At 51.9% G+C, this 25,098-nt stretch carries 24 protein-coding genes; 13 read left to right on the top strand and 11 right to left on the bottom strand.

Annotation, left to right across the window (positions count from 1 at the left end; all coding sequences use genetic code 11):
• The 6 genes from PWM43_RS14575 to PWM43_RS14550 form a co-directional block, all read left to right on the top strand.
• Window positions 1-452: hypothetical protein (locus tag PWM43_RS14575; protein WP_456304638.1), on the top strand; the 452-nt coding region annotated here is incomplete at its 5' end.
• Between the two features lie 60 nt (window positions 453-512).
• A complete protein-coding gene (locus tag PWM43_RS14570) occupies window positions 513-1,163 on the top strand; it encodes a hypothetical protein (RefSeq protein ID WP_289843222.1) in 651 nt (216 codons plus the stop codon).
• A 170-nt stretch (window positions 1,164-1,333) separates the two neighbouring features.
• Window positions 1,334-2,440 carry a hypothetical protein gene (locus PWM43_RS14565; RefSeq protein ID WP_289843221.1) on the top strand — a complete coding sequence of 369 codons (1,107 nt, stop codon included), beginning with the start codon at window positions 1,334-1,336 and terminating at the stop codon, window positions 2,438-2,440.
• A 907-nt stretch (window positions 2,441-3,347) separates the two neighbouring features.
• Window positions 3,348-3,689: a MobC family plasmid mobilization relaxosome protein gene (locus PWM43_RS14560; RefSeq protein WP_289843220.1), complete on the top strand. Its 342-nt coding sequence runs from the start codon at window positions 3,348-3,350 to the stop codon at window positions 3,687-3,689.
• Entirely contained in the window at window positions 3,686-5,662 is a 1,977-nt protein-coding gene (locus PWM43_RS14555) for a relaxase/mobilization nuclease domain-containing protein (protein ID WP_289843219.1), read from the top strand. Before PWM43_RS14560 ends, PWM43_RS14555 begins: the two co-directional genes overlap by 4 nt.
• A gap of 146 nt (window positions 5,663-5,808) precedes the next feature.
• Window positions 5,809-6,411: a recombinase family protein gene (locus PWM43_RS14550; RefSeq protein ID WP_289843218.1), complete on the top strand. Its 603-nt coding sequence runs from the start codon at window positions 5,809-5,811 to the stop codon at window positions 6,409-6,411.
• 191 nt (window positions 6,412-6,602) lie between these two features.
• Here PWM43_RS14550 and PWM43_RS14545 read toward each other — a convergent pair whose 3' ends face one another.
• The 7 genes from PWM43_RS14545 to PWM43_RS14520 all read right to left on the bottom strand — a co-directional run bounded on the left by PWM43_RS14545 (window position 6,603) and on the right by PWM43_RS14520 (window position 10,535).
• On the bottom strand, window positions 6,603-7,457 hold the full coding sequence (locus PWM43_RS14545) for a tyrosine-type recombinase/integrase (RefSeq protein WP_289843217.1): 855 nt from the start codon (window positions 7,455-7,457) through the stop codon (window positions 6,603-6,605).
• A 38-nt stretch (window positions 7,458-7,495) separates the two neighbouring features.
• Window positions 7,496-7,834: a helix-turn-helix domain-containing protein gene (locus PWM43_RS15470; RefSeq protein WP_394356096.1), complete on the bottom strand. Its 339-nt coding sequence runs from the start codon at window positions 7,832-7,834 to the stop codon at window positions 7,496-7,498.
• 221 nt (window positions 7,835-8,055) lie between these two features.
• Window positions 8,056-8,646, bottom strand: coding sequence for a helix-turn-helix domain-containing protein (locus PWM43_RS14540; protein ID WP_289843216.1), 591 nt, complete (start codon window positions 8,644-8,646; stop codon window positions 8,056-8,058).
• 148 nt (window positions 8,647-8,794) lie between these two features.
• Window positions 8,795-9,247, bottom strand: coding sequence for a type II toxin-antitoxin system VapC family toxin (locus tag PWM43_RS14535; protein WP_289843215.1), 453 nt, complete (start codon window positions 9,245-9,247; stop codon window positions 8,795-8,797).
• Window positions 9,244-9,492 (bottom strand): type II toxin-antitoxin system Phd/YefM family antitoxin, encoded by a 249-nt coding sequence (locus tag PWM43_RS14530; RefSeq protein ID WP_289843214.1) that lies wholly within the window; start codon window positions 9,490-9,492, stop codon window positions 9,244-9,246. The genes PWM43_RS14535 and PWM43_RS14530 overlap by 4 nt, the downstream gene beginning before the upstream one ends.
• Window positions 9,493-9,604: 112 nt before the next feature.
• Window positions 9,605-10,228 (bottom strand): hypothetical protein, encoded by a 624-nt coding sequence (locus PWM43_RS14525; RefSeq protein ID WP_289843213.1) that lies wholly within the window; start codon window positions 10,226-10,228, stop codon window positions 9,605-9,607.
• Window positions 10,229-10,316: 88 nt separating this feature from the next.
• Entirely contained in the window at window positions 10,317-10,535 is a 219-nt protein-coding gene (locus tag PWM43_RS14520; RefSeq protein WP_289843212.1) for a hypothetical protein, read from the bottom strand.
• A gap of 663 nt (window positions 10,536-11,198) precedes the next feature.
• On the opposite strand from PWM43_RS14520, the gene PWM43_RS14515 reads away from it, so the two are divergent.
• The 7 genes from PWM43_RS14515 to drt3b all read left to right on the top strand — a co-directional run bounded on the left by PWM43_RS14515 (window position 11,199) and on the right by drt3b (window position 21,647).
• On the top strand, window positions 11,199-12,809 hold the full coding sequence (locus PWM43_RS14515) for a class I SAM-dependent DNA methyltransferase (protein WP_289843211.1): 1,611 nt from the start codon (window positions 11,199-11,201) through the stop codon (window positions 12,807-12,809).
• Window positions 12,806-13,210 (top strand): nucleotidyltransferase substrate binding protein, encoded by a 405-nt coding sequence (locus tag PWM43_RS14510; protein WP_289843210.1) that lies wholly within the window; start codon window positions 12,806-12,808, stop codon window positions 13,208-13,210. The genes PWM43_RS14515 and PWM43_RS14510 overlap by 4 nt, the downstream gene beginning before the upstream one ends.
• Window positions 13,207-13,509 carry a nucleotidyltransferase family protein gene (locus PWM43_RS14505; protein ID WP_289843209.1) on the top strand — a complete coding sequence of 101 codons (303 nt, stop codon included), beginning with the start codon at window positions 13,207-13,209 and terminating at the stop codon, window positions 13,507-13,509. Before PWM43_RS14510 ends, PWM43_RS14505 begins: the two co-directional genes overlap by 4 nt.
• Complete coding sequence (locus PWM43_RS14500; protein WP_317134996.1) at window positions 13,425-14,798, top strand: restriction endonuclease subunit S; 1,374 nt, start codon at window positions 13,425-13,427, stop codon at window positions 14,796-14,798. Before PWM43_RS14505 ends, PWM43_RS14500 begins: the two co-directional genes overlap by 85 nt.
• Window positions 14,795-17,977, top strand: a complete 3,183-nt coding sequence (locus tag PWM43_RS14495) for a type I restriction endonuclease subunit R (protein WP_289843207.1) — start codon at window positions 14,795-14,797, stop codon at window positions 17,975-17,977. The genes PWM43_RS14500 and PWM43_RS14495 overlap by 4 nt, the downstream gene beginning before the upstream one ends.
• 258 nt (window positions 17,978-18,235) lie before the next feature.
• Complete coding sequence (gene drt3a, locus PWM43_RS14490; RefSeq protein ID WP_289843206.1) at window positions 18,236-19,582, top strand: antiviral reverse transcriptase Drt3a; 1,347 nt, start codon at window positions 18,236-18,238, stop codon at window positions 19,580-19,582.
• On the top strand, window positions 19,575-21,647 hold the full coding sequence (gene drt3b, locus PWM43_RS14485) for an antiviral reverse transcriptase Drt3b (RefSeq protein ID WP_289843205.1): 2,073 nt from the start codon (window positions 19,575-19,577) through the stop codon (window positions 21,645-21,647). Before drt3a ends, drt3b begins: the two co-directional genes overlap by 8 nt.
• 335 nt (window positions 21,648-21,982) lie before the next feature.
• On the opposite strand, the gene vapC is transcribed toward drt3b, so the two are convergent.
• From vapC to PWM43_RS14465, 4 genes are all read right to left on the bottom strand, one after another.
• Window positions 21,983-22,387 carry a type II toxin-antitoxin system tRNA(fMet)-specific endonuclease VapC gene (gene vapC / locus PWM43_RS14480; protein WP_289843204.1) on the bottom strand — a complete coding sequence of 135 codons (405 nt, stop codon included), beginning with the start codon at window positions 22,385-22,387 and terminating at the stop codon, window positions 21,983-21,985.
• Window positions 22,387-22,611: a type II toxin-antitoxin system VapB family antitoxin gene (gene vapB, locus PWM43_RS14475; RefSeq protein WP_289843203.1), complete on the bottom strand. Its 225-nt coding sequence runs from the start codon at window positions 22,609-22,611 to the stop codon at window positions 22,387-22,389. The genes vapC and vapB overlap by 1 nt, the downstream gene beginning before the upstream one ends.
• Window positions 22,612-22,692: 81 nt before the next feature.
• Window positions 22,693-24,126, bottom strand: a complete 1,434-nt coding sequence (locus tag PWM43_RS14470) for a DUF6880 family protein (protein ID WP_289843202.1) — start codon at window positions 24,124-24,126, stop codon at window positions 22,693-22,695.
• 150 nt (window positions 24,127-24,276) lie between these two features.
• The gene (locus PWM43_RS14465; RefSeq protein WP_289843201.1) at window positions 24,277-24,777 is read right to left on the bottom strand and encodes a hypothetical protein; all 501 of its coding nucleotides are present in this window, start codon (window positions 24,775-24,777) and stop codon (window positions 24,277-24,279) included.
• Window positions 24,778-25,098 lie beyond the last annotated feature (321 nt).

The following is a 25,098-nucleotide window of genomic DNA, read 5'->3' as shown; positions in this document are numbered from 1 at the left end:
TTGAAGGACTCCTCTGCCTCGACCTGCGACAGGCTGGGACGAAAACACAGAACAGCCCACGGCTTGTTCCTGTCCTGCCCCAGTTAAAGAGCCTTGGCTTTCTGAATTATGTGGACAGACAGAAACGTGCAGGACGAATGCTGATGGAACCATCTCAGGGAGCCATTACAGCGGAAGGCTGGTCAAAGCGGATTAACCGCTATCTTCAGGATATCGGGCTGACGGATAATAACCTTGTAGCGTATTCCTTCCGTCACAGCTTTCGTCAGATGCTTCGCGTCTCTGATTTGAACATGGAAATCATCAACAAGATTTTTGGCCATGAGACTGGCTCTGTTGGTGCTGGCTATGGCGCGAACCTGTCCAGAGCCGTGGCTCAGCAGTTCATCGACAAAGTGAAGTTTCCCGTCTTCCTTGGCGGATTGATTGATACACAAGGAGGTCTTTTGTAACAATATTCTTACATAAACTTCTAGAATACAAAAAAACCACCTACAGAGAAAGCATAAAATATGGATGAATACAAAGATAAATTCCTAAAGCTATATTCCATACTGAATGATACATCTGATATACGCCATACATTAATTATATCATCTTTATTTTCAATAATTCTTGAACGATTTAAAAAATATGCAATTTCAACGGTTGACCATTTCTTTGCATCAGATTTCAAAGGAGTAAATGGCCAACTTGTCCTCATAAGAGGAAACAATTTTAAGGAACTTATAAAAAAATATGGAAAGTTAGAGAATGGAAAGCATACATGTAAAGATTTCAGAGCTTGCACATACTTCTTTTTGGAACTCGGATATATGAGCCAAGAAGATGTCGATACAATAAACAGATATTATGACGAGAAAAACAACATATCCCACGAATTATATGAAATTATATTGGATGATAAAAAGAAAGGCGTTTATATAGACGACATTCTTACTATTTATACAATTTATAAAACAGTCGTTCGACACTGGATAAAAGAAGTAAAAGCAACAACAGGAATGATTGAACCAGAAGATTATGAAAATTATGATTTCGACAATGCCGAAACCATAGAAACCATCATATTGTGGCGCATGATTGAAAGTTCTCTTAAAGGAATCCCAGCATGGGATATAATACATGAAGCCATTGAGCATTCTAAGGACCAACAAGAATAGCGAGATAAATACCCACTCTATTTACATTTTTCTTTGAGTTTTCATATTTTTCCGGTTCAATAATAAAAAGACATCACATTATATGATGCCTTTTTATTATTTTATTTTAACCAGAATATCCAGACCCACCGCCAAGTGATAAGGATACCAAACTTAGGAACAATTTCATTATGATAGATAATTACGAAAATTACAAGAATAAAATAAACAATATTCCAAAATATTTTATGGAAGCAAACGACTACAGAAAATACACTAAATCAAAACGAAACAAAGCCATTGCTTCTGGTATCATAGATTTCTCTCATCGCTATAATTTCTCTTCCCTATTCTTCACATTAACAAGCGAAAAACACCAAGATAGCAAACGGTTATCAAGATGCGAAATTAATTACAAACTCACTAAAATCAGAAAACAGCTAATCAAATCAAACATCATACACTTCGGTATAAAATCACTCGAAGAGCATAAAACAGGAATTAAACACACTCATATACTCATGTTCGTCAAACTTGACGATATGGAACAAACACACAATATCATCCAAAAACACATTAACGAGAAAACAAACATAGATAACAGAAATATACAGCACGTCAGAAAGTTCACAGAACAGAATATAACGAATTACATCATAAAATGCACAGTAGCTGATGATGATAAAAATCGTATCTCAACCATAAAAACCAGTTCTGAAATATCTTTCTTCGGAATCAAGAAAGGAATTGTCACAACCTGGGACAACATCTTCAAAAAAAAGCTCGAAACATCACCACGCAACGAAACGCTGAAAACATTCAACCGCCAAAAAACCATCAAACACCACATCGTTAATAAACGTTATTATCGTGCGTTAAGCGATATCGGATGTTTCAACGAGATAAAAAATATACTCACAAATAATTACGCTCAGAGATTAAAAAATATCGTCTCTACCGTCAATAAAATCATAATAAACAGACAAAATTACCAAAACAGAGTTTTTCTTACAGCGAGTAAGGAAAGACAACATCGGATATATATAAATAAAAAGGTATCGTATTTTTATTTTGTTTTTATACGTGGTCCACCACCAAAAATATTTTACCCACTTTCATCTCAAAACATTAACCAATGGAGGACTTATAAAATGATATATTATAATAAAACAAACAACAACGAAATAACAACAGGAATACCACCACCATGGTTGCATATTGTGCAGTTTCTTAGCGGTTCCACAGGTCGCAGACCTTGGCCAGGTGGAGCGGGTTCACCCCGTTCCATGCCTGGCTAAATAATATGGACTCTATATTCTCGCTAGGGATGCGCCCAACAGAATATAGACCTAAAAGAAAAATATCCCTTCTAGAAATGAACTTTGCACACTGTGCAAACCAAATCCCGATATAAGTTACCGCTTCAATGAGGGATATTTGGATGGTCTTCTAGCTGTTTAACTATCATATCTGTAGCGTTTTTTATGTTGCCATCCGGGTGAGAAGAACAATAATTATAGACCATCCTTAGCAAGGTCGAATCACTCCCTATAGCTGTATTCCATATAGGTTTAGACCCATAAAGATTATGACCAGCCATCAACCCCTCTAAGTATCCAATGTATTCCCCATACCCAACATCCGAAACAGAGTTGAATGGTCCCAAGCTATTTTGATATTGTGTAACCATCTGTTTATTTTTCTCAAATGCACTTAAAAACACCTCGCAACTATCCAATGACATAGAGGGCAATGGTCCATTATCTGCATATGCCCTACAAGGAATAAGGAATATGCCGTATATTAGAAATAGGATTTTCTTCACGATTACTACTCACTAATAGAAACAACTCTTACCACCTGGTATTGAGGAAACTTAGCTCTAATAACTCTTTCTGCTTCCATCTCATCACGAGAAGACAAAGATAACCAAATGCTTTCTTTGTTTCCAGGCTGGCTACTATCGCTTTCCGTATAGGAAAATAACACTTTATACATTGCCACCCACTCCAGATAAAAAAATTAGATATTACATACAATTTTTATAGAAATATATCAAGAAAATATTACTTCGTTCTGCTTTGCATATTTTCGTGATTACAATAGAGCCAGGCATGGAACGGGGTGAACCCGCTCCACCTGGCAAGGGGCTTCGCCCCGTTGACCCCGAAAGGAAACAGAAAACAGAACTAAGGAGGGCAAAATATGCCGACAACATACGCAGAGCGATTTTATATAAAGTCATCACCTGAAGAAAAACTATGCTGGAAACAGCACGCCAAGGCACTCGGACATAATGGCATCGCGCCGTTAATGCGTCAGCTTATGCGTGAATCTGTATCATGCGGAAAATACGGAGACGAAACCCGCAACCAGCTACAGAAAATACAATTAGAACTATCAAAGATAGGCAATAATATAAATCAGATTGCGAAACACGCGAATACTCAAAGACAAGTAGAAGAAATTGGCGAGGAACTAAGAGAAATCACACGGACACGAAAGCAAATAAGTAAACTGGTCCACGAGATGAGGGGACGCCTTTGATAATAAAAGGTGGTCCAATATTATCAAAAAACGGACACGCAGACACAGCAGACCATATATTTAATGGCCCAAAAAACGAGAGAATTACCGCATTACAGGGCAATCCGTTCATTATGCAAGACATGGTTTTTGATGCCCAAAATGCTGGATTTAAATACGGCTTTCATCACTTCAAGATATCACCCGATAAAGAAATATCGAGAGACGAAGCACGCAAAGATTTTGAAGAAATCGCACAAGAGTATGGCTTTAATCTTGATGATGCCGTTATTGTCGAACATCAAAAGCCACGCAGTAAAAAAGATAATAGTGCAATACATTGGCACTTGATTGCACCGCATTATAATCGAAACACCCGCAGAGCACTGGATTGCCGTAACTCCTACAAACGGAACGAGAAATTAAGCAGGCTTTCCGAAATACGAACAGGTCAGACAATCATACAGGGGCGACATAATAAAGCGGTCTTTTTCGCACTTCAGAAAGAAGGAAAAACCGCAGAAGCTCAAACCATACAGCATCTTGCAGAGGGCGAATTGCCTTCCGCTTCTTTCAGCGTGAGTCAACAGAGAAAAGCCGAACGGAAGGGCATAAACCTACCGCAAGAAAAAGCCACAATAGAAAATATCTGGAAAGCATCAGACGGATTAAAAGCCTTTGTCTCAGGGCTTGAGTCTGAAGGCTTTACGCTCAAAGTTGGAACAAAAAAAGACACATACATCATTGAAAAGAATGGAACTTTAATCGGTTCTGCTAACAGACTTTTAAAAATGAAGAAGGGCGATTTTGCCACGCAATATGAAAAGGAGATTAACAATGTTCGGATTCATGAAGAAAAAAACACAAGACCAGCCAAAAAGGCAGGACTCATCAAACGGGCAAGTGCGAAAGCAACCGACGACTACAAAGACGAATTCACAGAAGACACAGAAGCTTTCACCACAGCAGATAGAAGCCCAGAAACAGCGCATCGAGATACAGCGGAAAACACTGGAAGAAGCGACTTCAGCACACAGCGGAACAGCCCAGATTCTCGAACTGATTCAGGAAACGGGCGACGGACAGAGTCCAATAGAGCAGATATTGGAATCACTTCAGCAGATACTAAAGAACCAAGAACAACAGACACACGCAATCAGCGCAATGCTAAAAATGCTATCTCAATCGCAAAAATCAATGGACTGAAACCAATCGAGCTTCACGATATTTCACACGTTCGTATTGTCGATGATAATTATATTGATGAGATTAAGACACGCTTGAAGCAGATAAAAGCAGATGATGCGGAATATTTTGACGGGGTTTATAAAAACCTAAAGGCTCAAAACCGCGAAGTTTACAAATATAATAAATCTATTGATAACGATGCAATTTCTCTCATCATTGATGCAATTTGTAGGCTTCTCTTTGGATACACTATTAAGCAACAAAAAGCCCAGCCGTTGCCCGTCAGCTACCCACGGATAGAGACACCAGTTGATAAAGCCACTTTTGACACAATGCGACCACGTGACCAGAGAAGCATTATCTTTAATGCTCTTGTGCAGTTCCGTGCATCATATCGCAGACACGCTAATTTTCATAAAAAGTTTAATTTACCACAAGAGTTCTCAGACTTTCAGGCTTTTCTTTCTCACTACTCCAGCGACTTCATGGCCGAGGAAATGGCCAACATATTCCCAGGTTTCTACATCAAAGAACTGGAAAAATCAGAGAGAGAAGAAGATAGGCTTATTGCTCATGAATTAAGAAAAATAGAAAAAGGAGAAGCATCAGAATATTCCCATCATGAGGCGACAGATCTGAAATCATGCATTGAAAGCATACACGGAGAAATATCTGAGCGTATGCGTCTTGAAACAGAAAGCAAAAAGCTAGATGAGGTATTACGTCAACAATTCGCGGAGTGGAACGAGATGCAGGAACAGAGGCGACCACAAGAGAAAAGCAATATTATACAGTTTAAACGATAATTTTTATTCTTATTATGTTCGAAAAACTGTAATTTTCCGAACAGTTGCGATATAATAAATATAACAACAGAAATTAACCAGCGTAGCGTTCGGTAAATCTGTTCGAAAATGAAAGGCAATAAATGGCAATATAAGGGGGTATTATCATGGCAAATTACGGATATGCGCGAGTCAGCACCAGCGACCAGAACGAAGGTATGCAGATTGATGCACTGACGAACGCTGGCTGTGCAAAGGTTTTCACGGATAAAGCCAGCGGAGCCAAGGCTTCCCGCCCCGCTCTTGATGAGCTTTTGAGTAAGCTGACAAGTGGCGACACGGTGACAGTCTGGAAACTGGATAGGCTTGGCAGGTCCACCGTCCATCTTCTCAAGTTGCTCGAAGACCTGAAAGAGCGCAGTGTTTCGGTGCGCTCATTGTCTGAAGGTATCGACACAAACGGCAGTCTCGGGCGTTTCCTGTTCACAATACTAGCAGGTGTTGCGGAGTTGGAACGCGAGAACATTCGTCAGCGAGTGACGTGCGGGCTTGAGAAAGCCAAGCGGGACGGTGTGAAACTCGGACGAAAAGAGCGGTTTAAAGCCAAAGACAAGGCGCTTATCCGCAGGCTTCACAGGCTTGGAGATAGCTACACAAAACTTTCCAGACAGTTCAACGCCAGTCGTTCAACAATATGGCAAATCGTCAACGATACTGAAGAAGCCACGTTTCAACACGGCAGGCAAGCCGACCTTGAAGACGTTCTATAAAATCTTTCCGTTTTTCGGTTTGTGTGTTACATGTAGAGTATACATTGTGGATAACACAAGATGTTGTGGTAATTTTCCTTTTACCTACAATATATTGTAGGTAATTTGGGGATATCTCCCCTATGGGACGCCATTGATTTTGCTGGATAATTTTACTTATCCACAGGTGGCTTAGTGGTCCACATGGACCACTAAAGTTCAAAAGCATCTGCAATGGTCCTGAGGTACGACGGACCGAACTTCCTATAGACTCGCCGGAGGGTGACGGGATCAGTGGCCAACCAGTCTGCTGCCTGATCAATCGGCACTCCGTCCATGGCCAGCCACGATGCAACACTATGTTTGAGATGGTGGGGAGTTGGTCGCCATGTCAGCCCCGCTCTCTCGCAAGCCTTTTTGAATGACCACCGAAGGCCCGTGGGGATCGGTTTGCCGTGCCAGTGGATCACATAATCTCCGGCGCTGAGTTTGAAAGCCTCTTCCATCTCTGCGCGTAACGCTCTGGTCATCGGCACCACCGCACGTTTCTTGGCCGTTAGTATGCGGCCTGGCTCCTGAAAATCGATCAGTCCCGTTTGCCAATGCACCCGGTCCCACGTCAGCGCAAGGATCGATCCCTTGCGCGCTCCGGTGTAAATGGCAATAGCCATGAACGTCCGAACGTGTGGTGTCTCACACGCATCAAGCAGTTTCCTAGCTTCAGTTTTCGTTAGATATCTGTCACGTGGCGCGCTGTCACGCGGGACTTCAATCTCGGGAGGGCGCATGAGAAAGCCGTCCTTCCATGCGCGGCGCAGGCTGGCGCGAAGCACATTGAATTCACGGCGCAAGGTTCCAGGGGAAACCAGTTCGTTCGTCAATTTTCCGCCCTTCTTTTTGAAGCGCGTCTCTGCAAAACGGTCCCATGCTCTCTGGTTGATCTGGTCAATTCGCAGATATCCGAGTTTCTCATGCAGAGGAATGACAGCTTCTTCCAGACGCTTGATGGCCGACACCTTCCCCCGGCGGCTGTCAACGTATCGCTTCAGGCCCTCAGCGAAGGTCATCGTTCGCGGAATTTTTTCCAGTTGGCGCTCAAAATCGGCTAGAGCCCGCCGACCCTCCGCTTCATCCGCTGTGCCAGTCGAAAGTCGACGTCGTTTTCCCGCTTCCCACCAGACGATACACCATTTCCCGCGCCGGGATTCGAGATGGGGTTTTTCATTTCGCGAGCGGGGCACAGGAAGCCCTCCATAAAGACCATGAGTGCTTCAACTGACACAAGTGTGCATCCGGGCTGCCTCCACGCCGTCAGACGCCCCTCGCGGATGGCGCGCCTCAGCGTTTCAGGGTGCCTCCGGACAAGCGCCGCCGCCTCCGACACCCTTAAGAAGACAGGCACATGTATTGTTGCGCTCGTTTGGTGTGCTGAATCAGCATGCATCCGACCGATCCTTCCGCTGGCAGGCCACCAGAAGCCCTCGCCACATTGCGCGACGACAGGTCGAGGGATGCAGCCTCAGAACGGCAGCAGCCGCCTGGAAAGGCAAAATTTTGCCATGAGCCCTCATAGTCCAAACCCCTTTCCTGTGGCGCCAGAATCGACGTCATATGGAGAGAGTAGGCTCATCATAAGCCTATGTCAACATAATAAGCTCAATTAGCTTATTTTATGGAGTCGATCAGGTTATCGAGTTTGGCCATGCGACGTGTACCAATCGCCTGGATTTCCTCAGCTATCCTGCCGATTTCCTCGTTATCGCTGCCGCGCGCGAGTTCCACGAGTTCCTTCGTGATCCGCAGTTCTTCTTCCGCCATCATCCCGAAAAAGCCGCGAAGCTCACCAAGAATCAAAAACAGATCCCGCCGGTCATCCTCCTGACACTTGGTCTCGGTCATATTCTGATCTGTCGTATCTGCAACCATATCTCGCTTTGACGCGACGACACGAGGCTTTCCACCAACATTAATTCGGTCAAGCCGGATCTTGTCGTTCTGCGTCAGTTTTTCGACGTGCCCGAGATCCGGACACAACTCGTCGATATTGATATGAAGCACCTGGGCAATCTGATCACGCCGGTCGAGAGAGGGGAGCTTCTTGCCCAATTCCCACTCACTGATGGTCGTTACGCTCACGCCAAGAGCTGTTGCCAGCTCAGGCTGGCGCATGCCCGCATCCGTCCGCGCCTGCCTGATCGCGTCCCCGACCTGATTCCTGATCGCACTCTGATGCGCTTTCCCCAACGACCCTGACACTCTGATCCTCCCCCCAATGTCCGGGCAGCCTATACAATTTTCAGCGCAAGAAATAGGCTCATCTCACAAAAATGAGCCCAGTTCGTGTTTTCTGTCCTGATCCCTGCTTCCAATGCAAGATTGCGGAGAGAAGGAACGGTCCGCTCGATCAGTGACCCGTCACAGCGTCATCAGGGGACCAGGCAGCGACGTCAAAAGGCGCGAAATGCTTCAGATTCCGTGTGACGATCTGAAGGTCATGCGCCTTTGCCGTACCAGCAATCAGCGCATCGGCCACTCCGGGATTATGTCCAGCCGCAAGGGCATCTGCTTCCAGTCGCCCGGCGACTGTCGCAACCGAAGCATCGATTCCAACAATTCGGTCCTCATACGTCGAGGTCAGACCGGTAAGCCAGATTTTCAGGCCAGACGCCCGAGATGTTGCACTCTTGTGCTCAAGCAGACTGATCCCCTTTTCGATTTCATGGACCGTCACGACCGACAGGTAGAGTTGCCCCTGTCCATCGATCCGTTCCAGCCACTCGAGAAATTCTTTTGATGCCTCATTCCGGGAAGGTGACAGCATTGAGATGACATTGGTGTCGAGCAGGTATCCTCTCACAGATCCACATCCCGGGAGGGTGACACATTCCGCGTCAGAACCTCGTCAGGAAAGCTTTGAAGATAAGACGCCAGACTGGGACGTTTCCGCCCCATGGCTCTGCGTCCGGCATCTGCGGCTTCGATGGAAACCAGAGCCGCCACGGGCTTGCCGTGACGGGTAATCGTCACGAACTCGCCCTTAAGCGCCTTGTCGACCAGGGAAGAAAAACCGGCCTTCGCCTCTCTCAGTGTGATCGTCAGCATGGGAGCAGTCCTCGGCAAAGTGGTCTTATGTGACCACATTAAAGATGACGCAAGCTGAGCGCAATCATAATCCGGGATGGATACCGGATTATCACCTTCCTGCCAGATGCGCTTATCCCGCCTGAGCGTCACCGGAGAGGCGTTCGACCAGCGACCGGCACAGCCCCTTCAGTTCCTCCGGCCGAGCCAGCAGGTCGAGGAAGATAGAGACTGGAGGGATGCCCACACGACGGTAAAAAGCCTCGCGTCGCTCGAACCGCTCCAGCCCCCGGCGCTCATGGTCGTTGCGGGTGATGCGGTTCACACCGCAGCAGCCGATCACTTCGATGAAACACACGGCATCCCGACGTCGCAGCGTCAGATCCGCTTTTTCGGGGCCAACATCAGGCATGATCGGCTGGTGAAGATCGATCTCCATGTCGGGCAGCGCCATGGAACGCAGGATTTGATAGACGATACGTTCAGGCAGGGATTCCAGGACCATGCCATCGTATGCCGTGGTTCCCGTGGGCGGCAGGTCTGGCCAGCGTGCCCTCGCCTGAGCATCGACGCGGGCCCAGTCGCGCTGACCAGACTCTCCGATAAAGACGAGATGCTGGCCCGTCGCTCCGAGATAACGACAGATAGCCTCGTTCGGCGGGGCGCCGAGAACACGGGCCATATCCCGATAAGTGACGAGGTCGGCCTCGGTGGGATGAAAGCGGGACGGCGTGGGGTCGTCTGAAGAACGGAACATTGTTTTATTTTCCTGATGAAACGAAATCAGGCGCGACATGAGTGCGCCTGTTGAGGGAAGAAACGGGTGTGAGCGATAATGGAGAGCGTCAGTCGCAGCAGGAGCTCTCGCCATCCAGCAACTTGCTGGTCACGCATCGGACCTTGCGCCCGATCATCCGCGTGAGGATGACGATGCCCTCAAGAATACGGTCATCCGCATTGCCTTCGAGCGATTGGCTTATGGCAAAGTCAAGCAGCCGGTGCAGGGCCACGAGCTGCATGAGATCCGCCTCCACGGCGGAGGAAATAGTTGCACGATCAGACATTGATTTTCTCGTTCAGATTGTGAAGGAACGAGACGCCTGCCTCTCAGAAAATCCCTACCCCGCTGGAACAGGGAACAGAATCCTCTGGGGAATTTAGGGTTATGCGCCTCACAACGCCCAGCCCGAAAAAATGACACCGTCACACCCGTCCGCAGGGCGCACCGCAGGTGCAAGAGACCTGAAATCAGAGAAAAAGAGCGGCTCTGATTTTTGCTTCGCAAAAATGCCGCGATAAAGAAGAAAAAACCCTTCAATTTCATATGCATCCGAAGGGTGCGTATGAAATTGAGGTAGCGTGCCCTCACACGCTCAAAAACCGGGACACACCGAAAAAAGGAAAAATGGCTGTTTTCTGCCGTTTTTCAGAACTCATGACAGCAATGACGGATAGCCTGATACCTGTCATGACGGCAGAGATGACGCATGGAGACACCATCATCAGGTGTATGACGCCATGCTGACGGGCGTCATGACACCCGTCATTCCAGCCTCTCGGGGAACGTCGGAGGCGCGATGGAACAGACTTCCGAGTGACGCTGTCATGACGGCGTCATCGCCCCGAAACCGGACCTCTTACCGAGCGGTTTCTTTCGACCCTCGACGCCAAAGGGCTGATCGGGCAGATTGTAACGACCTGTTCTGTCAGCCTGAAAGCCTGTTCCCATGCCCCGTGGTCGCCCCCGCAAGAACCCGGATGCCCCTCCGGCTCCCAAGAAAACAACACGGGCGAAAACGAAGACAACAGCCGCCACCCTCGGCTTCGAGCAGCAGATGTTTCTGGCGGCCGACAAGCTGCGCAAGAACCTCGAACCGTCCGACTACAAGCACGTCACGCTCGGGCTGATCTTCCTGCGCTACATCTCCACGGCGTTCGAGGCGTATCACGAGATCCTCCTGCACGATGATCCGGCCGCTGCCGAGGACCCGGATGAATATCTGGCCGAGAACATCTTCTGGGTGCCGGAAACCGCCCGCTGGTCGCATCTTCAGGCCAATGCCCGCTCATCCAGCATTGGCAAGATGATTGATGACGCCATGCTGGCGATCGAGCAGGCCAACCCGGAGCAGCTGAAAGGCGTTCTCCCCAAGGATTACGGACGCCCCGCGCTGGACAGCGTCATGCTGGGCGAACTGATCGACCTCATCTCCGAAATCGGCATGGGCGGCAGCGAGGATCACGCCCGGGACGTGCTGGGGCGCGTCTATGAATACTTCCTCGGCGGCTTCGCGGGAGCGGAAGGCAAGCGCGGCGGCGAATTCTACACCCCGTCCAGCGTCGTGCGTACGCTGGTCTCCATGCTCGAACCCTACAAGGGCCGCGTCTATGATCCCTGCTGCGGATCGGGCGGCATGTTCGTACAGTCAGAGCGGTTTGTGGAAAGCCACGGAGGTAAGCTGGGTGACATCGCCATCTATGGACAGGAAAGCAACCACACGACCTGGCGTCTGGCGAAAATGAACCTCGCCGTCCGGGGCATCGGCGCGGACATCCGCTGGAACAACGAAGGCAGCTTCCTGCGGGACGAACTCAAGGACCTGCGCTTCGATACCATTCTGGCCAATCCGCCATTTAATATCTCGGACTGGTGGAACGCCTCGCTGGAGGAAGACCCGCGCTGGCAGTATGGCAAGCCTCCTGCGGGCAATGCCAACTATGCATGGCTCCAGCATATCCTGTGGCACCTCGCCCCGAACGGGACGGCAGGCGTCGTGCTGGCCAACGGGTCCATGTCGTCCAACCAGAACAGCGAAGGCGAGATCCGCCGCCGCATGGTCGAGGCTGACACCGTGGACTGCATGGTCGCCCTCCCCGGCCAGCTTTTCTATTCGACCCAGATCCCGGCCTGCCTCTGGTTCCTGACCCGCACCAAAAACCCGAAAGGATGGCGCGACCGTCGCGGGGAGATGCTGTTCATCGATGCCCGCAAGCTCGGCACGATGGTCGATCGCACCCGCCGCGAACTGACGGATGCGGACGTCGCCCGCATCGCCGACACCTACCATTCCTGGCGCGGCGAGAAGGACGCGGCCCCCTATGAGAACATCCCCGGCTTCTGCAAGTCCGTCACGCTCGACGAGGTAGAGCAGCACGGCTTCGTCCTGACACCCGGCCGCTATGTTGGTGCAGAAGAGGCTGAAGAAGACAGCGTGCCTTTCACCGAGCGATTCGCGGCGCTGGAGAAAACCTTGCAGGATCAGTTCCGACAGGGCGAGGAACTGAACGCGAAAATCACCGCGTCCCTGAAGCTGATCGTCCCGCAGGAGGCTTCATGACCTTGTACCTCACGCCACTGGAACGGGCGCTGGATCGTCTGAAGGAAGGCTGGGCGCGGCATGTTGCCCATCCTGATGATGAGCAGCTACGCGATGGGCTGATCCAGCGTTTCGAGTTCACCTATGAACTCAGCCACAAGACCCTGAAGCGATTTCTGGAAGCCAACGCGGCCTCTCCGGAAGAATATGACCGCATGGGCTTTCCGGACCTGATCCGCTCCGCCAATGAAGCCGGTCTCCTCAAAAGCGCATGGCCGCAATGGAGCGTGTTTCGCAAGATGCGGAACATGACCAGCCACACCTACAACGAAGCCACTGCAAAACAGGTCGTGGCGACGATCCCGGACTTTATCGACGAGGCGACGTTTCTGCTGGCTGTCCTGAAAGACCGGGCCGCGTGACGGACCGGATCGACATCACGCCCGAGGAACGAGCCATCGTGCTGCGTATTCTCAATGAAATTGTGCCTGACCGGGAAGTGCGGGCGTTCGGGTCGCGTGTGACGGGCAAGGCCAAGCCGTTCTCTGATCTGGATCTGGCCGTGATGGGCGATGAACCGCTGCCGCTGGAGACGCGGGCGCGGCTGGAAGAAGCGTTTTCGGAGTCTGACCTGCCGTGGAAGGTCGATGTGCTGGATTGGGCGCAGGCCGATGCAGATTTCAAACGTATAATTTCTCATTCTTGGATCGTTTTACAGTGACCACTTGGAGAAAAGTTACAATCTCGGATGTAGCAGACGAGGTGACTGTCGGACACGTAGGCCCAATGGCCAGTGAATATGTAGATAAAGGAATTCCGTTCCTACGCTCATTAAACATCGAACCGTTCAACATAAAATGCGACGGGGTAAAGTTTATAACTCCCTCTTTCCACAAGCGTTTGCAGAAGTCGTCTTTACGGCCTGGCGATGTGGTTATCGTTCGTACCGGGAAGCCCGGAACGTGCGCGGTCATCCCCGACTGGCTTCTTGAGGCGAATTGCTCAGACGTCGTCATTGTGCGTTGCAGTGAGAGAGTAAGGCCCCGCTTCCTCTGCTACGTCGTCAACTCAGTTGCTGGCCACCACATCTCGTCTCACATCGTAGGAGCTGTCCAACAGCATTTTAATGTTGGTTCAGCTCGCACCCTTGAGTTCTTGCTGCCCTCAATTGAAGGCCAAGACGCAATTCTGGCCATCCTCGGTGCCCTCGACGACAAGATCGACCTCAACCGTCGGACGAACGAGACGCTGGAGGCGATGGCGCGGGCGTTGTTTCGGGACTGGTTTGTCGATTTCGGTCCGACACAGGCAAAAATGGCCGGGCAAACGCCTTACCTCGCCCCCGAAATCTGGGCGCTTTTCCCCGACAGGCTGGATGATGAGGGGAAGCCGGAGGGGTGGAAGACGGCGGCCTTTAGCGAGTTCGTTTCCATTCTCACGGGTGGAACGCCTAAAACGTCAATTGCAGATTACTGGAATGGAGACATCCCTTGGTTTTCTGTCGTTGATACACCGGCAGACAGTGACATCTACGTTTTTGATACCGCCAAGAAAATTACAAAAGACGGACTTGATAACAGCGCAGCCTCTATTTTGCCGGAGGACACCGTGATTATTACCGCACGGGGTACCGTAGGAAAACTCGCGATGACACACAGTCCAATGACTATGAACCAATCATGTTACGGACTGCGAGGCACGAATGGTATTGGCCAGTATCTCGTATATCAGTCGATAAAGAATAGCCTTAGTGAAATAAAAAATAACACTCACGGATCGGTATTTGATACCATCACGCGTCAGACCTTTTCATCTATTTCCGCAAACCTCCCCTCCCAAGAAATAGCGCAGAGTTACGAGAAAATGGCCGCTCCATTTTTTCAGAAAATTTTGGAAAATGTAAGCCAAACCCAACATCTCGCCCAACTCCGCGACCTCCTTCTCCCCAAACTGATGTCCGGCGCAATCCGCATTCAGGACGCCGAAAAAATGGTGGAGGAAGCGCTATGAGTTTCCTGTCCGAAAACGAGATCGAGGACTGGGCCTGCGAGATCCTGCGGGAATGCGGCTACACCATCACGACCGGGCCGGAGATTTCCCCCGGCGGCGCCAATCCCGAACGCGCCTCGTTATCGGACGTCCTTCTGACCGGACGACTTCGGGCCGCCATTGATCGCCTGAACCCGCATCTGTCGCAGGCCGCGCGGGATGAAGCCCTGCTCGCTCTCCGCCGGGAAGACACGCCGGATGTCGTGGACGAGAACCGGCGTTTACATGGGTATCTGGTCGATGGCGTGCCGGTGGATGTGGTGCGCGAGGACGGTACGCAATCCGGAGACCGGGCACGGCTGGTTGATTTCGACCATCCCGAACGCAACGACTTCCTCGCCGTGCGGCAGTTCGTGGTGGAAAAGGACGAGGCCAATCGGCGGCCCGATCTCGTGCTGTTCGTCAACGGGCTGCCTCTGGGCGTCATCGAACTGAAAAGCCCGAGTTCCGAGACCGCCACGCTGGAGTCCGCCTGGAACCAGTTCCAGACCTATCGCGCCTTCATCCCGTCCCTGTTCCGCTTCAACGAAGTGCTGGTGATCTCGGACGGCGCCGAGGCCCGCGTCGGCTCGCTGACGGCGGATCGAGACCGGTTCATGCCCTGGCGCACGGTGGATGGCGAGGAACTGGTGGCGAAGAACCATCAGGAAATGGAAACCGTGCTGCGCGGTGTGTTCACCCCGCGCTGGCTGCTCGCGCTGGTGCGGGATTTCGTGCTGTTTACGGAGATGAATGGCAACCCGATCAAAATTCTGGCGGCCTATCATCAGTTCCATGCCTGCCGCAAAGCCGTGGCGCAGACTGTCCGGGCCACGGCGCGGGGTGGCGACCGCAAGGCGGGCGTCATCTGGCATACGCAGGGCTCGGGCAAGAGCCTGCTGATGACGTTCTATGCTGGCGTCATCGCCCGCCATCCGGAGATGGAAAATCCGACGATTGTCGTTCTGACCGACCGCAACGATCTGGACGATCAGTTGTTCGCGACATTCTCCGGCGCACAGGCGCTTCTGCGCCAGACACCGGAACAGGCGGACAGCCGGGACGATCTGCGCAAACTACTCCGGCGGGCATCTGGTGGCGTGATCTTCACGACGTTGCAGAAGTTCCAGCCCGAAGGCGACGAGGAGACCGTGCCGCTGCTGACGGACCGCCGGAACATCGTGGTCATGGCGGACGAGGCGCATCGCAGCCAGTACGGGCTAGAAGCGAAGTTCAACCAGAAGACGGGCAAGGTCTCCTACGGTTTTGCCAAGCATCTGCGCGATGCGCTGCCCAATGCGTCGTTCATCGGTTTTACCGGAACGCCGATTGAAACAGCCGATGTGAACACGCGCGCGATTTTTGGTGATTACATCGACATCTATGACATTGCACAGGCGGTGGAGGATGGCGCGACGGTCCCGATCTATTACGAAAGCCGTCTGGTCCGCATCGAGCTGGATGACGACGTCAGGGAAGAGCTTGACGACGAACTGGCCGGGATCGTCGAGGGGTTGTCGGAAAGCGAGGAGCACAGGCTCAGCCAGAAATACTCACGGGTTGAGGCGCTGGTCGGCGCGGAGCCGCGTCTGAAGCGCGTTGCGGAAGATCTGGTCCGGCATTTCGAAAACCGGCTGGAGGCGCTGGACGGCAAGGGCATGATCGTCGGCATGAGCCGGGCCATCTGCGTGGCGCTTTATGACGAGATCGTCCGTCTGCGTCCGGACTGGCACAGCGACGATGACAACGAAGGCGTCATCAAGGTGGTGATGACGGGCAGTTCGTCCGATCCTGCCGGGTTCCAGCCGCATATCGGCAAACGCCCCAGGGCGCGACGCGAATTGCTGGCCAAACGCATGAAGGACAACGCCGATCCGCTGAAACTGGTGATCGTCCGGGACATGTGGCTGACGGGTTTCGATGTGCCGTCCATGCACACGATGTATGTGGACAAGCCCATGCGTGGCCACGGCCTGATGCAGGCCATTGCCCGCGTGAACCGGGTTTTTAAAGGCAAGCCGGGCGGTCTGGTGGTGGACTATATCGGTCTGGCGCAGAACCTGAAGGCCGCGCTTGGCGAATATTCGGCGGGAGACCGGGAGCAGGTCGGCATTGATGAAGCCGAGGCGATCCGCGCTCTTCAGGAGCGCTATGAGATTGTCCGGGCGATGTTCAATCCGGGGCAGGCTGGCGGATTTGATTACCGTCCTGCCCTCGTTCCCGGCACGTCTCCCAGGGTGAAGCTCACGATCATGGCCGGGGCGCTGGATCATGTTCTGGGCCAGCAGCAGCGAGAGACCGCGCAGGCGACGAGTGATGAGGCCCGCAAGGCGGCGCAGAAACGCTTTCCTGACGCGGTGAAGGCGCTTTCGGTCGCCTTTGCGCTGGCATCGGCCAGCGATCAGGCGGCGGCCTTGCGGGATGAGGTTGGGTTTTTCGAGGCCGTGCGGGCGGCTCTGGTGAAACAGAGCGGGGATGATTCAGACAGGAAGAGCCCGCAGGAGCGCGAACTGGCGATCAGGCAACTGGTCAGCCGGGCGGTGGTGTCCACGGATATCATCGACATCATGGAAGCGGCCGGGATTGGTCGGCCGGACATCTCCATCCTGTCCGACGGCTTTCTTCAGGAAGTCCGGGAAATGCCCCAGCGCAATCTGGCGATCGAGGCGCTGCGAAAGCTGCTGGAAGGTCAGATCCGCAGCCGCAGCCGGTCCAACCTGACGGAAGCCGAGGCGTTTTCGACACGTCTTGAGCAGGCGGTCGGGCGGTATCACAACAATGCCCTGACGTCGGCGCAGATTCTGGATGAGCTGATCCGTCTGGCCCATGAAATGGCGGCAGCCCGTTTACGGGGTGAAGAACTCGGCCTGACGCCGGAAGAAGTAGCGTTTTATGACGCGCTCGCACGCAATGACAGCGCCCGCGAAGCGATGGGTGATCCGGGCCTGCGCGTGATTGCGGCGGCCCTGGTCAGGACTATCCGGGAGAATGCGACGGTGGACTGGAACGTCATGGCCCCGACACGCGCCCGGATGCGCACGGCGGTCAAACGCCTGCTCCGAAAGTACGGCTACCCGCCGGATATGCAGGATGAAGCGGTGCAGAATATCCTCAGGCAGGCGGAGGAGTTCGCACCGCTATGGGCAGGAAGCGGGAGGTGAGAGGGATGTCAGTTTACGCCTACATTTCAGACACACTGCGTAGCGATTTGATTTGCTCATGGCGAACAGTCTGGAAATGACTGCTAGAATGTCTGTTTAATAGTGGGCTTCCAAACATATCAAATATCCTCATGTTGGACTATTCGAACCACAATTATCAGGTTAGCATTAACCTCAAATATTCAAGACCGTGATTGTGTTGATGAATTAGGTGACGATTGTGCACATAACTGAATTAATTGGGATGAAGCACAACTGATGCTCGACCAGATGTTCACCGCAGAGAACTTCCGTCGCATCTACGATGCCGAGAACCGCAAGGGTGTCGACTTAGCAACCCGCTATTTCCCGACACTCAATCCGTTTACGCTCGCTGTACGTGACAAAGTGCAGGAGATTCGTAATCTGCGTAAAATCGAAGCCACGTTGGCGGCTGGTGATTTCGAGGCACAGCTGCTTGCATTAAAAGCCGAACTAGCTGACTCAAAGGCAGCTAAGTCATCCGCTGTAGATGCCCTGATGGATGACATCAGCCAGCGGGTCCTCAAGTCGAGCTTCAAGATCAACCTTTCCCAAAAGACCGGGCCGAAGGGAAAGCCCGTTTTCTGCATCGACGCGGAGCCCGAGACCTTCTTTGTAATCAAGCAACTCCAGCGTAACATCCATCGCATCTACGGTGTTAAACAGGCGAACCGTCACGACCTAGTCTGCCAGCTTCGCGATATGCTCGACAGCAACTTTCCTTTCGAACTGGTCCGCACTGACATCTCGTCATTTTATGAGAGCATCGACCGCAAGCGCCTAGTCGAGAAGCTGGAGCGAGACCAGCTATTGAGCCCCACGTCAAAGAAATACATCAAGCAGGTGTTGGACTCATACGGTTTGATTTCTGGCACGCCGACCGGCGTTCCCCGTGGCGTGGGCATTAGCGCATACCTGGCTGAGCTGTATCTGAGGCCAGTGGACAAGGCGATCCGTGCGATCCCCGGCTTGGTTCTGTATTGTCGGTTTGTCGATGACATCATGGCCGTGTTTGCGCGACCGTCCGCTGGCAAAAACCTTGGCTCGTTCAAGGAACTGATCATCACGATCTTCGGTGACAACGGGCTTACGCACAACGCGACAAAAACCTCGGAATTCACGCTGGCCAACACCGATCCGAAGAAATTCGAGTACCTAGGTTATCGCTTTCACCTTAAACCGGGCCAGTGTGAAATCAGCCCGAGCGCGGCTAAGATAGCGAAATATCGCGCGCGAATGAATGCTGCGTTCGCGGACTATTGGCGTGAGAAGCCGGTCAACCCGAGAGGTGCATTTAGAAAGCTGGTCGGGCGCATAAAATTCCTCACGGGCAACACCCGCCTTTCCAACAGTAAGTCACGCGCAGTTACAGGTATATACTACAACAACTCGATTGCGACCGACCTGTCGAGCTTCGAAATCCTTGATAAGCGGCTCAAGACCCGCATCGCCGAACTCAAGCGGACCAGCCTGCAAAAGCAGCTGAAAAAGCTCAAATTCACCACGGGCTTCCAACAACGCCGGTACCATAATTTCAGTATGAAAGAGCTGCAGATGATCGTGAGGGCGTGGAAACATGGTTAAGCGCCGCGTCTCGCTCACCCACCGAAAGCAAAGGTCTGTCCTTACGGACATGCTGCCGTTCGAGGTGCCTCCGACATTCTCCAATCGTGGCTATTATCGTTTCTTGAGGGACAACAGCGTTGAGATCGAAAAAGGCGAATTACGTTGGATTTGCGAGACGACCGATCTCGATCACACGATGCGGCTACTGTTCGGGATCAAGGCCACGACTGTGATTGCGGCCGAGGTTGTAACTGAATGGGGCAAGCAGAAAACGCGCCGTTCCGTATCCATCGGCAAATGCCAGATGACGACCATCCCGTTCAATTTCCGTGTCACACATAACCTTGATGGACGCACGCTGAGCGTCGTCCACCCGCGCAATCAGGTCGCTGTCGCAAGCTTCTACGCAACGCACAGCGCGTTGATCATATACCACACGTCTGTTAGCGAGTTCTCGATCCGCCGTCCGGTGTCGGTGTCGCGCTATGCTTACTTCAAGGACAAGCTCCATGAAGAGCGTCTCGATGCCGTTGCGGGGCTGGAGGAGGACGACCGGGAGTACGAACAACTCGGCTCCTATTTCGTTTACCGGAAATACCGGAACATCCATCGCTTCTTTGAGTCGTATAAATATCATCGCAGCGAGAAAAAATACGATGCGATGGTGCAGATCGATGTGAGCAAGTGCTTTGACAGCATCTACACTCACTCGCTGCCTTGGGCTGTTCTGGGCAAGGATCAGACAAAATTCAGTCTGGAGGAATCGAAGGGAACCTTTGGGGGCAGATTCGATGTCCTTATGCAAAATCTGAATCACAAAGAGACTAACGGCATCGTCATCGGTCCAGAGTTTTCCCGAATTTTCGCCGAGATCATTTTACAGTCAGTTGATGCAGAACTGATCACGCAACTGGCCGAGAGAGCAAATTTGATCCACAAGATCGATTACGAAATTTTCCGATATGTGGATGACTTCTTCGTTTTCTACAATGAAGATTCGGCGCAATTAAAGATATTCGAAACACTCCAAGAAATTCTCAGATCCAAAAAATTAAGCATCAATACGGCTAAAATCAAGCACTATCAGAAGCCAATTATCACCGAAATTACAATCGCCAAAGAACGTATATCGACCCTTCTGAATGACGAGATCGATCCGGTCTGTAAGAAGGAGCCGCTGGACGCTCTCTCCGAGCCACCAAAGCAAAAGTTGGTCTGCGCCATAAACGCGAACCGTCTGATTACCCGGTACAAGGCTGCCATCAAGGAGGCGGGCGTCAACTATGGTGATCTACTGAACTACACCTTCGCCATAGCCGAGAATAAAATCGAGAAGCTCTTCAAAGCATATGTGGCGAGTGACAAATCAGATCGCGATCGTAAGTGCCTCTCCAGTGCCCTGCTCGCGATCGTGGAGTTCGCTTTTTTCGCTTACTCAGCGAGCCCGAAGGTCAATCACACAATCCGCCTCTGTAGAATGATCACAACCTCTGTGGGCTTCTTACAGGCGCAGGGCCTACCATACGAGCTTAAACACCTGTTCTTTAAGTATGTACACGATAACGTGATGCAACAACTCGAAAAAAACACAATGAGCGTCCATCGTGAGGTCGAAAGTCTCTACCTGCTTATTTCCCTATCGCAGATCGGCCGAGAATATTGGTTGCCGGTTTCCGTCCTTCTCGAGCATTTTCTGATCAAGGAGGAAGAGAGTACAGGGAATTATATTCGCCCATCGGGCTTTATGAATCACTTTTCGATCACGATCCTACTGTCCTACATCAAAGACAAGGTTCGTTATGGGAAGTTGAAGGTCTTCGTAGAGGCGCACATCATCGCCAAACTCGATTACATGAAGGTTCATTGTCCAAATGATGCGGAGACACTGATCATGCTGCTCGATCTCGTGGTCTGTCCTTATATCAGCACTACCACGAAGGGCATCATCGGCGAGATTTTTGGTTTGACTGCAGAAAGCCTCGCATCTGTTCAGTTTGCCAACGATTACTGGTTTACCGCTTGGGGCGACAAATTCGACCTCGGAAAGGAACTGGACGCGAAGCGCAGCCGTGAGGTATACTGAGGCTGGCGCTCCGCTTTACCCTTAATGGCTGTTGGCAGTCCACACACAAGCGCCTTCTCTTCCCCTATATCAATTGGGGGTTGGGTAACCAGACGGTAGAAGCGGGCCGTCTTTCCCACTTTTCGCAATCACGTCCGGCACTGCATAAGATTTCTGCTCTTTCTCTCCGTAAGTTTCGCCGTGTTTGCAGCTGAATTTTTTCTTTTCCACACCCACCTGAACACTTTAAAAATGAATTGTATGTCGTTGGACGAACCGGGTCTAATCTTCCTCCTCTTTCGAGTAGATGTCCGGGTTTTAAATTATAATCCCGAACCGGACAGACCGGTTCCCCCCTAATCCGCCGTCCAATCCTCAGAACGCAACCCATCTACCCGCGTAAATTCTCGCAGGTTTCCAGTCACAACAACGAGCCCTCGGCTTCGGGCGTGCCCGGCAATCATCAAATCGTAAGGGCCAATGACGCAGCCGCGCGTTTCCAGGTCAGCCCTGATTTCCGCTGTATGGGCTGCGGCATCGTCATCAAACGACAAAACAGACAGACGCGCAGCGAAATGTTCAACCTCTCGTCGCGTCTTTGTCAGATTCTGAGATTTTTCGGCTCCATAAAGAAGTTCGTAAAGCACGACATCCGAGATACAGAGCGCCTCGGCGTTCTCATTGAAACGCTCGCGTACGCCTTGCGGACGATCACGCAGGACACGAATGCAAAAATTTGTATCAAGAAGATAACGAAGCATCAGAAGCTTTCGCGTTCCTGCATCTTCGGTTGATCACGCTCAGGCAATTGAATGCCTGGAGTGGCGAAGAAGTCGTCCCAGGCTGCATTTGCCGGCGCGATTATTCGACGCGCGCCATCCGGAATGATCACAACTTCTTTGAGGTTGACGTCAAATGCCACCGCCTTGGGCAGGCGCACGGCCTGGGAACGATTGGACAGGAAGAGCGTCGTACGGGTGAGCATCACGGCCTCCTTGAGGGATATCTTTCCAGTATATCCCACATCTTGCCGGATACCAACAAATTACGTCCACCATACCCGCTCTCACGGCTCGGCGATCAGGGACCAGAATCCGAGTTTGCGCTTATGGGCAGCCTTCAGCCGGATCATGAAGGCTTCGTGGGTTTCCATACCATCTGCTTCGGTCAACATAGGCGCAAGCAGCCGACAGGACGCAAGATCCCTTGCGGCATAGGCGTAGTAACGGGAAAGCGCCCTGTCCAGCACGGCCTCGACCAGCAGGCGGTAAAGCAGGGTTGCCTCATTGGGATAGACTTCAGACAGACGTTCCGCTGCCGGGCGTAGTGTCCCGTAATCACGTCCGTCCAGTTCCGCTGTATGATGCCGCACGAGACGGGCAGCTTCGTCGAGCGCGGGCCATTCCAGCAGAGTAGAGAGGGCAACGCTTCTGTTCGGAAAATTCCGGATGTGATCAAGCGCCTCCTCTTCGGCGTCAATCGCATCGTAATCGCTGAGATGGCGTTGATAGGCTTTCCAGTGCGGCAGGCTCAGGCGTTCCCGAAAGACGTTCCATCGCAGGGCCTGGGCTTGGTCACGGTCTCCAACGGCCTCGTATGCATCAATCCGCAGATCGTCGTTTTCCCTGTAAAAGCGGGAATCCTCCTCCGTTTCCCGGTCGAGCCATCCGAGTGCCTCACGATGCCGCCCCTTGTCCATCAGACGCCGCGCAACGCCGCCGATATAGGCAGACTGGCGATCACTCAGGCTGACAGCGTCAATATACGCATCGACGTCGCCCATGGCGTCAGCCAGATCCCTCAAATGACCGATGATCTGCATGCGTGCGATGTCGGTATGATAGCCCTCCTTTTCCTTTGACGCAGGAAGGTCGCGCAGTCGTTTGACGAGCATGGTTCTGAGCATGACCGCGCCCGACTCACCCAATGCCGTGCCGCACAAGGTGAGCAGATGATCGCAAGTGCCATACCCGTCATGATCGAGAAGCGTGAGAAGGTCTGTGACAACGATGGCGGGATCCCGGCCAGCCTGTCGTCCCCAGAGAGTGCCAAGATCAGAGGCGGCCTCCCGGAATACGTCCGACAGATAACCGGAACTGTCGTCCGAGCGCTCGTAGACGGATGGGGCAAGCTCCACGAGCAGCCGCATGGCTGAAATAGCCTGCCCGACATCGGCGGTAGCGACGTCGTCAAGAATGGATTGCCGCAGGGTATCGATCTCGGCTGCCAGAGGACGGATCCGGTCCCAGGGCAGGAACCCACGGGAACGCTGGATCGTGCGCAGCCTCTTTTCGATCTCCTTGCCGAGTTTGTCCTTCGCATGAACCGCCGTCAGCGCCATGCGAAGCTTACGAGTCAGTGCGGCGTCCTGCCCGGCCAGTTCGACGAGCAGATCCGCAAGCCGGTCCGCACCAAGCGCCTTCAGATTGTCCTTCGTGACGGTTGTGCCGACTTTTGTTGCTGCTCGGGACTTCGGCTTTTCAGAGGAATTTCGAGTCATGGCAGCAGGTTATGGCTCGCCCCCAGGAAGCGCAATCACCTTGCACTGGTCCTTGAGTATGCGTTCACTCTTCGTTCTTTTTGCCTGTAACCTCGTCAGGCACGCCTCTGCGGGAAGGACAGGCGTGCCTGACGTCGATTACTCATCTATTCATCCCACGACTTTCATCCAGAAGCGTCCCGTCGCAGTCCTCCGCGATTCCCACCCTGCGTTTCTGAGAATGACCAGCAGATCTTTCTCTGGTGGCACATCTCTCACATTCTGCATGATTTCTGCCAAGGTTGTTCTTTCTCGCGCCGCCAGGAACGCAGCCAGAGTTACCGCAGTCGGCTCTGGCGACGACAGGGACGGGACAGGAATTTCCTCGATCCGAATACTGTCGCGTTCGAGATGATCGACGACACGATGGAGCCCAAGAAATTGCACCCCGGCCAGACGATCATCCTTGTAAATTCCACTTCCGGCCACGTCGCAAAGCATGTCCCAAAGTCGATCTACGACGGTTTGTGGAAGGTGCTGAAACATTGTCCTACGGTTTACGGTCTCCCAGCGCAGAAGTTCGTCATCTTCACCCACCATCACTTCGATCTGGTCCGTGGTCACATTGTAGCGGATCCGGCCTTTCAGTCGGGCACGGATTTCAACACGCATTTCGTTATCTTCGTACACGATCTCTCACCTTCAATTATATGGGACATTGGGAGGCGAGCGCTCACGGTGGTCCTGTAGACCAGGGCCTGAAGCGGCCATCGAATGCAGGAAAACCGTTGTGGTCCAGTGGGACCTTTAAACAGTTGCGCGGGGCTGTTTTCCGTCGTTTTGATGTAGCGCGCAGTTGTGCATAATTGCGCCCATCTGTCTGAAATTGCCGTTTTCTCTCTGCCCTCTCACGGCGGCAACAGGGGTTCGAATCCCCTATGGGACGCCAGTCGCTCTAAGTGACTGATATTATTTCCATAAAATCTTGGGTTC

Origin of the sequence: Brytella acorum (genome assembly GCF_029309905.1) — a bacterium.
Taxonomy (GTDB): domain Bacteria; phylum Pseudomonadota; class Alphaproteobacteria; order Acetobacterales; family Acetobacteraceae; genus Brytella; species Brytella acorum.
The sequence above is the reverse complement of the archived record's forward strand: the minus strand, read 5'-3'. Positions and strand labels throughout refer to the sequence as shown.

What these genes read in the sequence shown, in the direction of transcription:
- vapB (WP_289843203.1), bottom strand. Translation starts at nt 22,611, where the DNA reads ATGCTCACCCGTACGACGCTCTTCCTGTCCAATCGTTCCCAGGCCGTG.
- PWM43_RS15470 (WP_394356096.1), bottom strand. Translation starts at nt 7,834, where the DNA reads ATGCATGCTGATTCAGCACACCAAACGAGCGCAACAATACATGTGCCT.
- PWM43_RS14525 (WP_289843213.1), bottom strand. Translation starts at nt 10,228, where the DNA reads ATGTTCCGTTCTTCAGACGACCCCACGCCGTCCCGCTTTCATCCCACC.
- PWM43_RS14570 (WP_289843222.1), top strand. Translation starts at nt 513, where the DNA reads ATGGATGAATACAAAGATAAATTCCTAAAGCTATATTCCATACTGAAT.
- PWM43_RS14550 (WP_289843218.1), top strand. Translation starts at nt 5,809, where the DNA reads ATGGCAAATTACGGATATGCGCGAGTCAGCACCAGCGACCAGAACGAA.
- PWM43_RS14510 (WP_289843210.1), top strand. Translation starts at nt 12,806, where the DNA reads ATGACCTTGTACCTCACGCCACTGGAACGGGCGCTGGATCGTCTGAAG.
- PWM43_RS14515 (WP_289843211.1), top strand. Translation starts at nt 11,199, where the DNA reads ATGCCCCGTGGTCGCCCCCGCAAGAACCCGGATGCCCCTCCGGCTCCC.
- PWM43_RS14545 (WP_289843217.1), bottom strand. Translation starts at nt 7,457, where the DNA reads ATGACCTTCGCTGAGGGCCTGAAGCGATACGTTGACAGCCGCCGGGGG.
- PWM43_RS14530 (WP_289843214.1), bottom strand. Translation starts at nt 9,492, where the DNA reads ATGCTGACGATCACACTGAGAGAGGCGAAGGCCGGTTTTTCTTCCCTG.
- vapC (WP_289843204.1), bottom strand. Translation starts at nt 22,387, where the DNA reads ATGCTTCGTTATCTTCTTGATACAAATTTTTGCATTCGTGTCCTGCGT.
- PWM43_RS14565 (WP_289843221.1), top strand. Translation starts at nt 1,334, where the DNA reads ATGATAGATAATTACGAAAATTACAAGAATAAAATAAACAATATTCCA.
- PWM43_RS14470 (WP_289843202.1), bottom strand. Translation starts at nt 24,126, where the DNA reads ATGACTCGAAATTCCTCTGAAAAGCCGAAGTCCCGAGCAGCAACAAAA.
- PWM43_RS14560 (WP_289843220.1), top strand. Translation starts at nt 3,348, where the DNA reads ATGCCGACAACATACGCAGAGCGATTTTATATAAAGTCATCACCTGAA.
- PWM43_RS14495 (WP_289843207.1), top strand. Translation starts at nt 14,795, where the DNA reads ATGAGTTTCCTGTCCGAAAACGAGATCGAGGACTGGGCCTGCGAGATC.
- PWM43_RS14465 (WP_289843201.1), bottom strand. Translation starts at nt 24,777, where the DNA reads ATGCGTGTTGAAATCCGTGCCCGACTGAAAGGCCGGATCCGCTACAAT.
- PWM43_RS14520 (WP_289843212.1), bottom strand. Translation starts at nt 10,535, where the DNA reads ATGTCTGATCGTGCAACTATTTCCTCCGCCGTGGAGGCGGATCTCATG.
- drt3b (WP_289843205.1), top strand. Translation starts at nt 19,575, where the DNA reads ATGGTTAAGCGCCGCGTCTCGCTCACCCACCGAAAGCAAAGGTCTGTC.
- drt3a (WP_289843206.1), top strand. Translation starts at nt 18,236, where the DNA reads ATGCTCGACCAGATGTTCACCGCAGAGAACTTCCGTCGCATCTACGAT.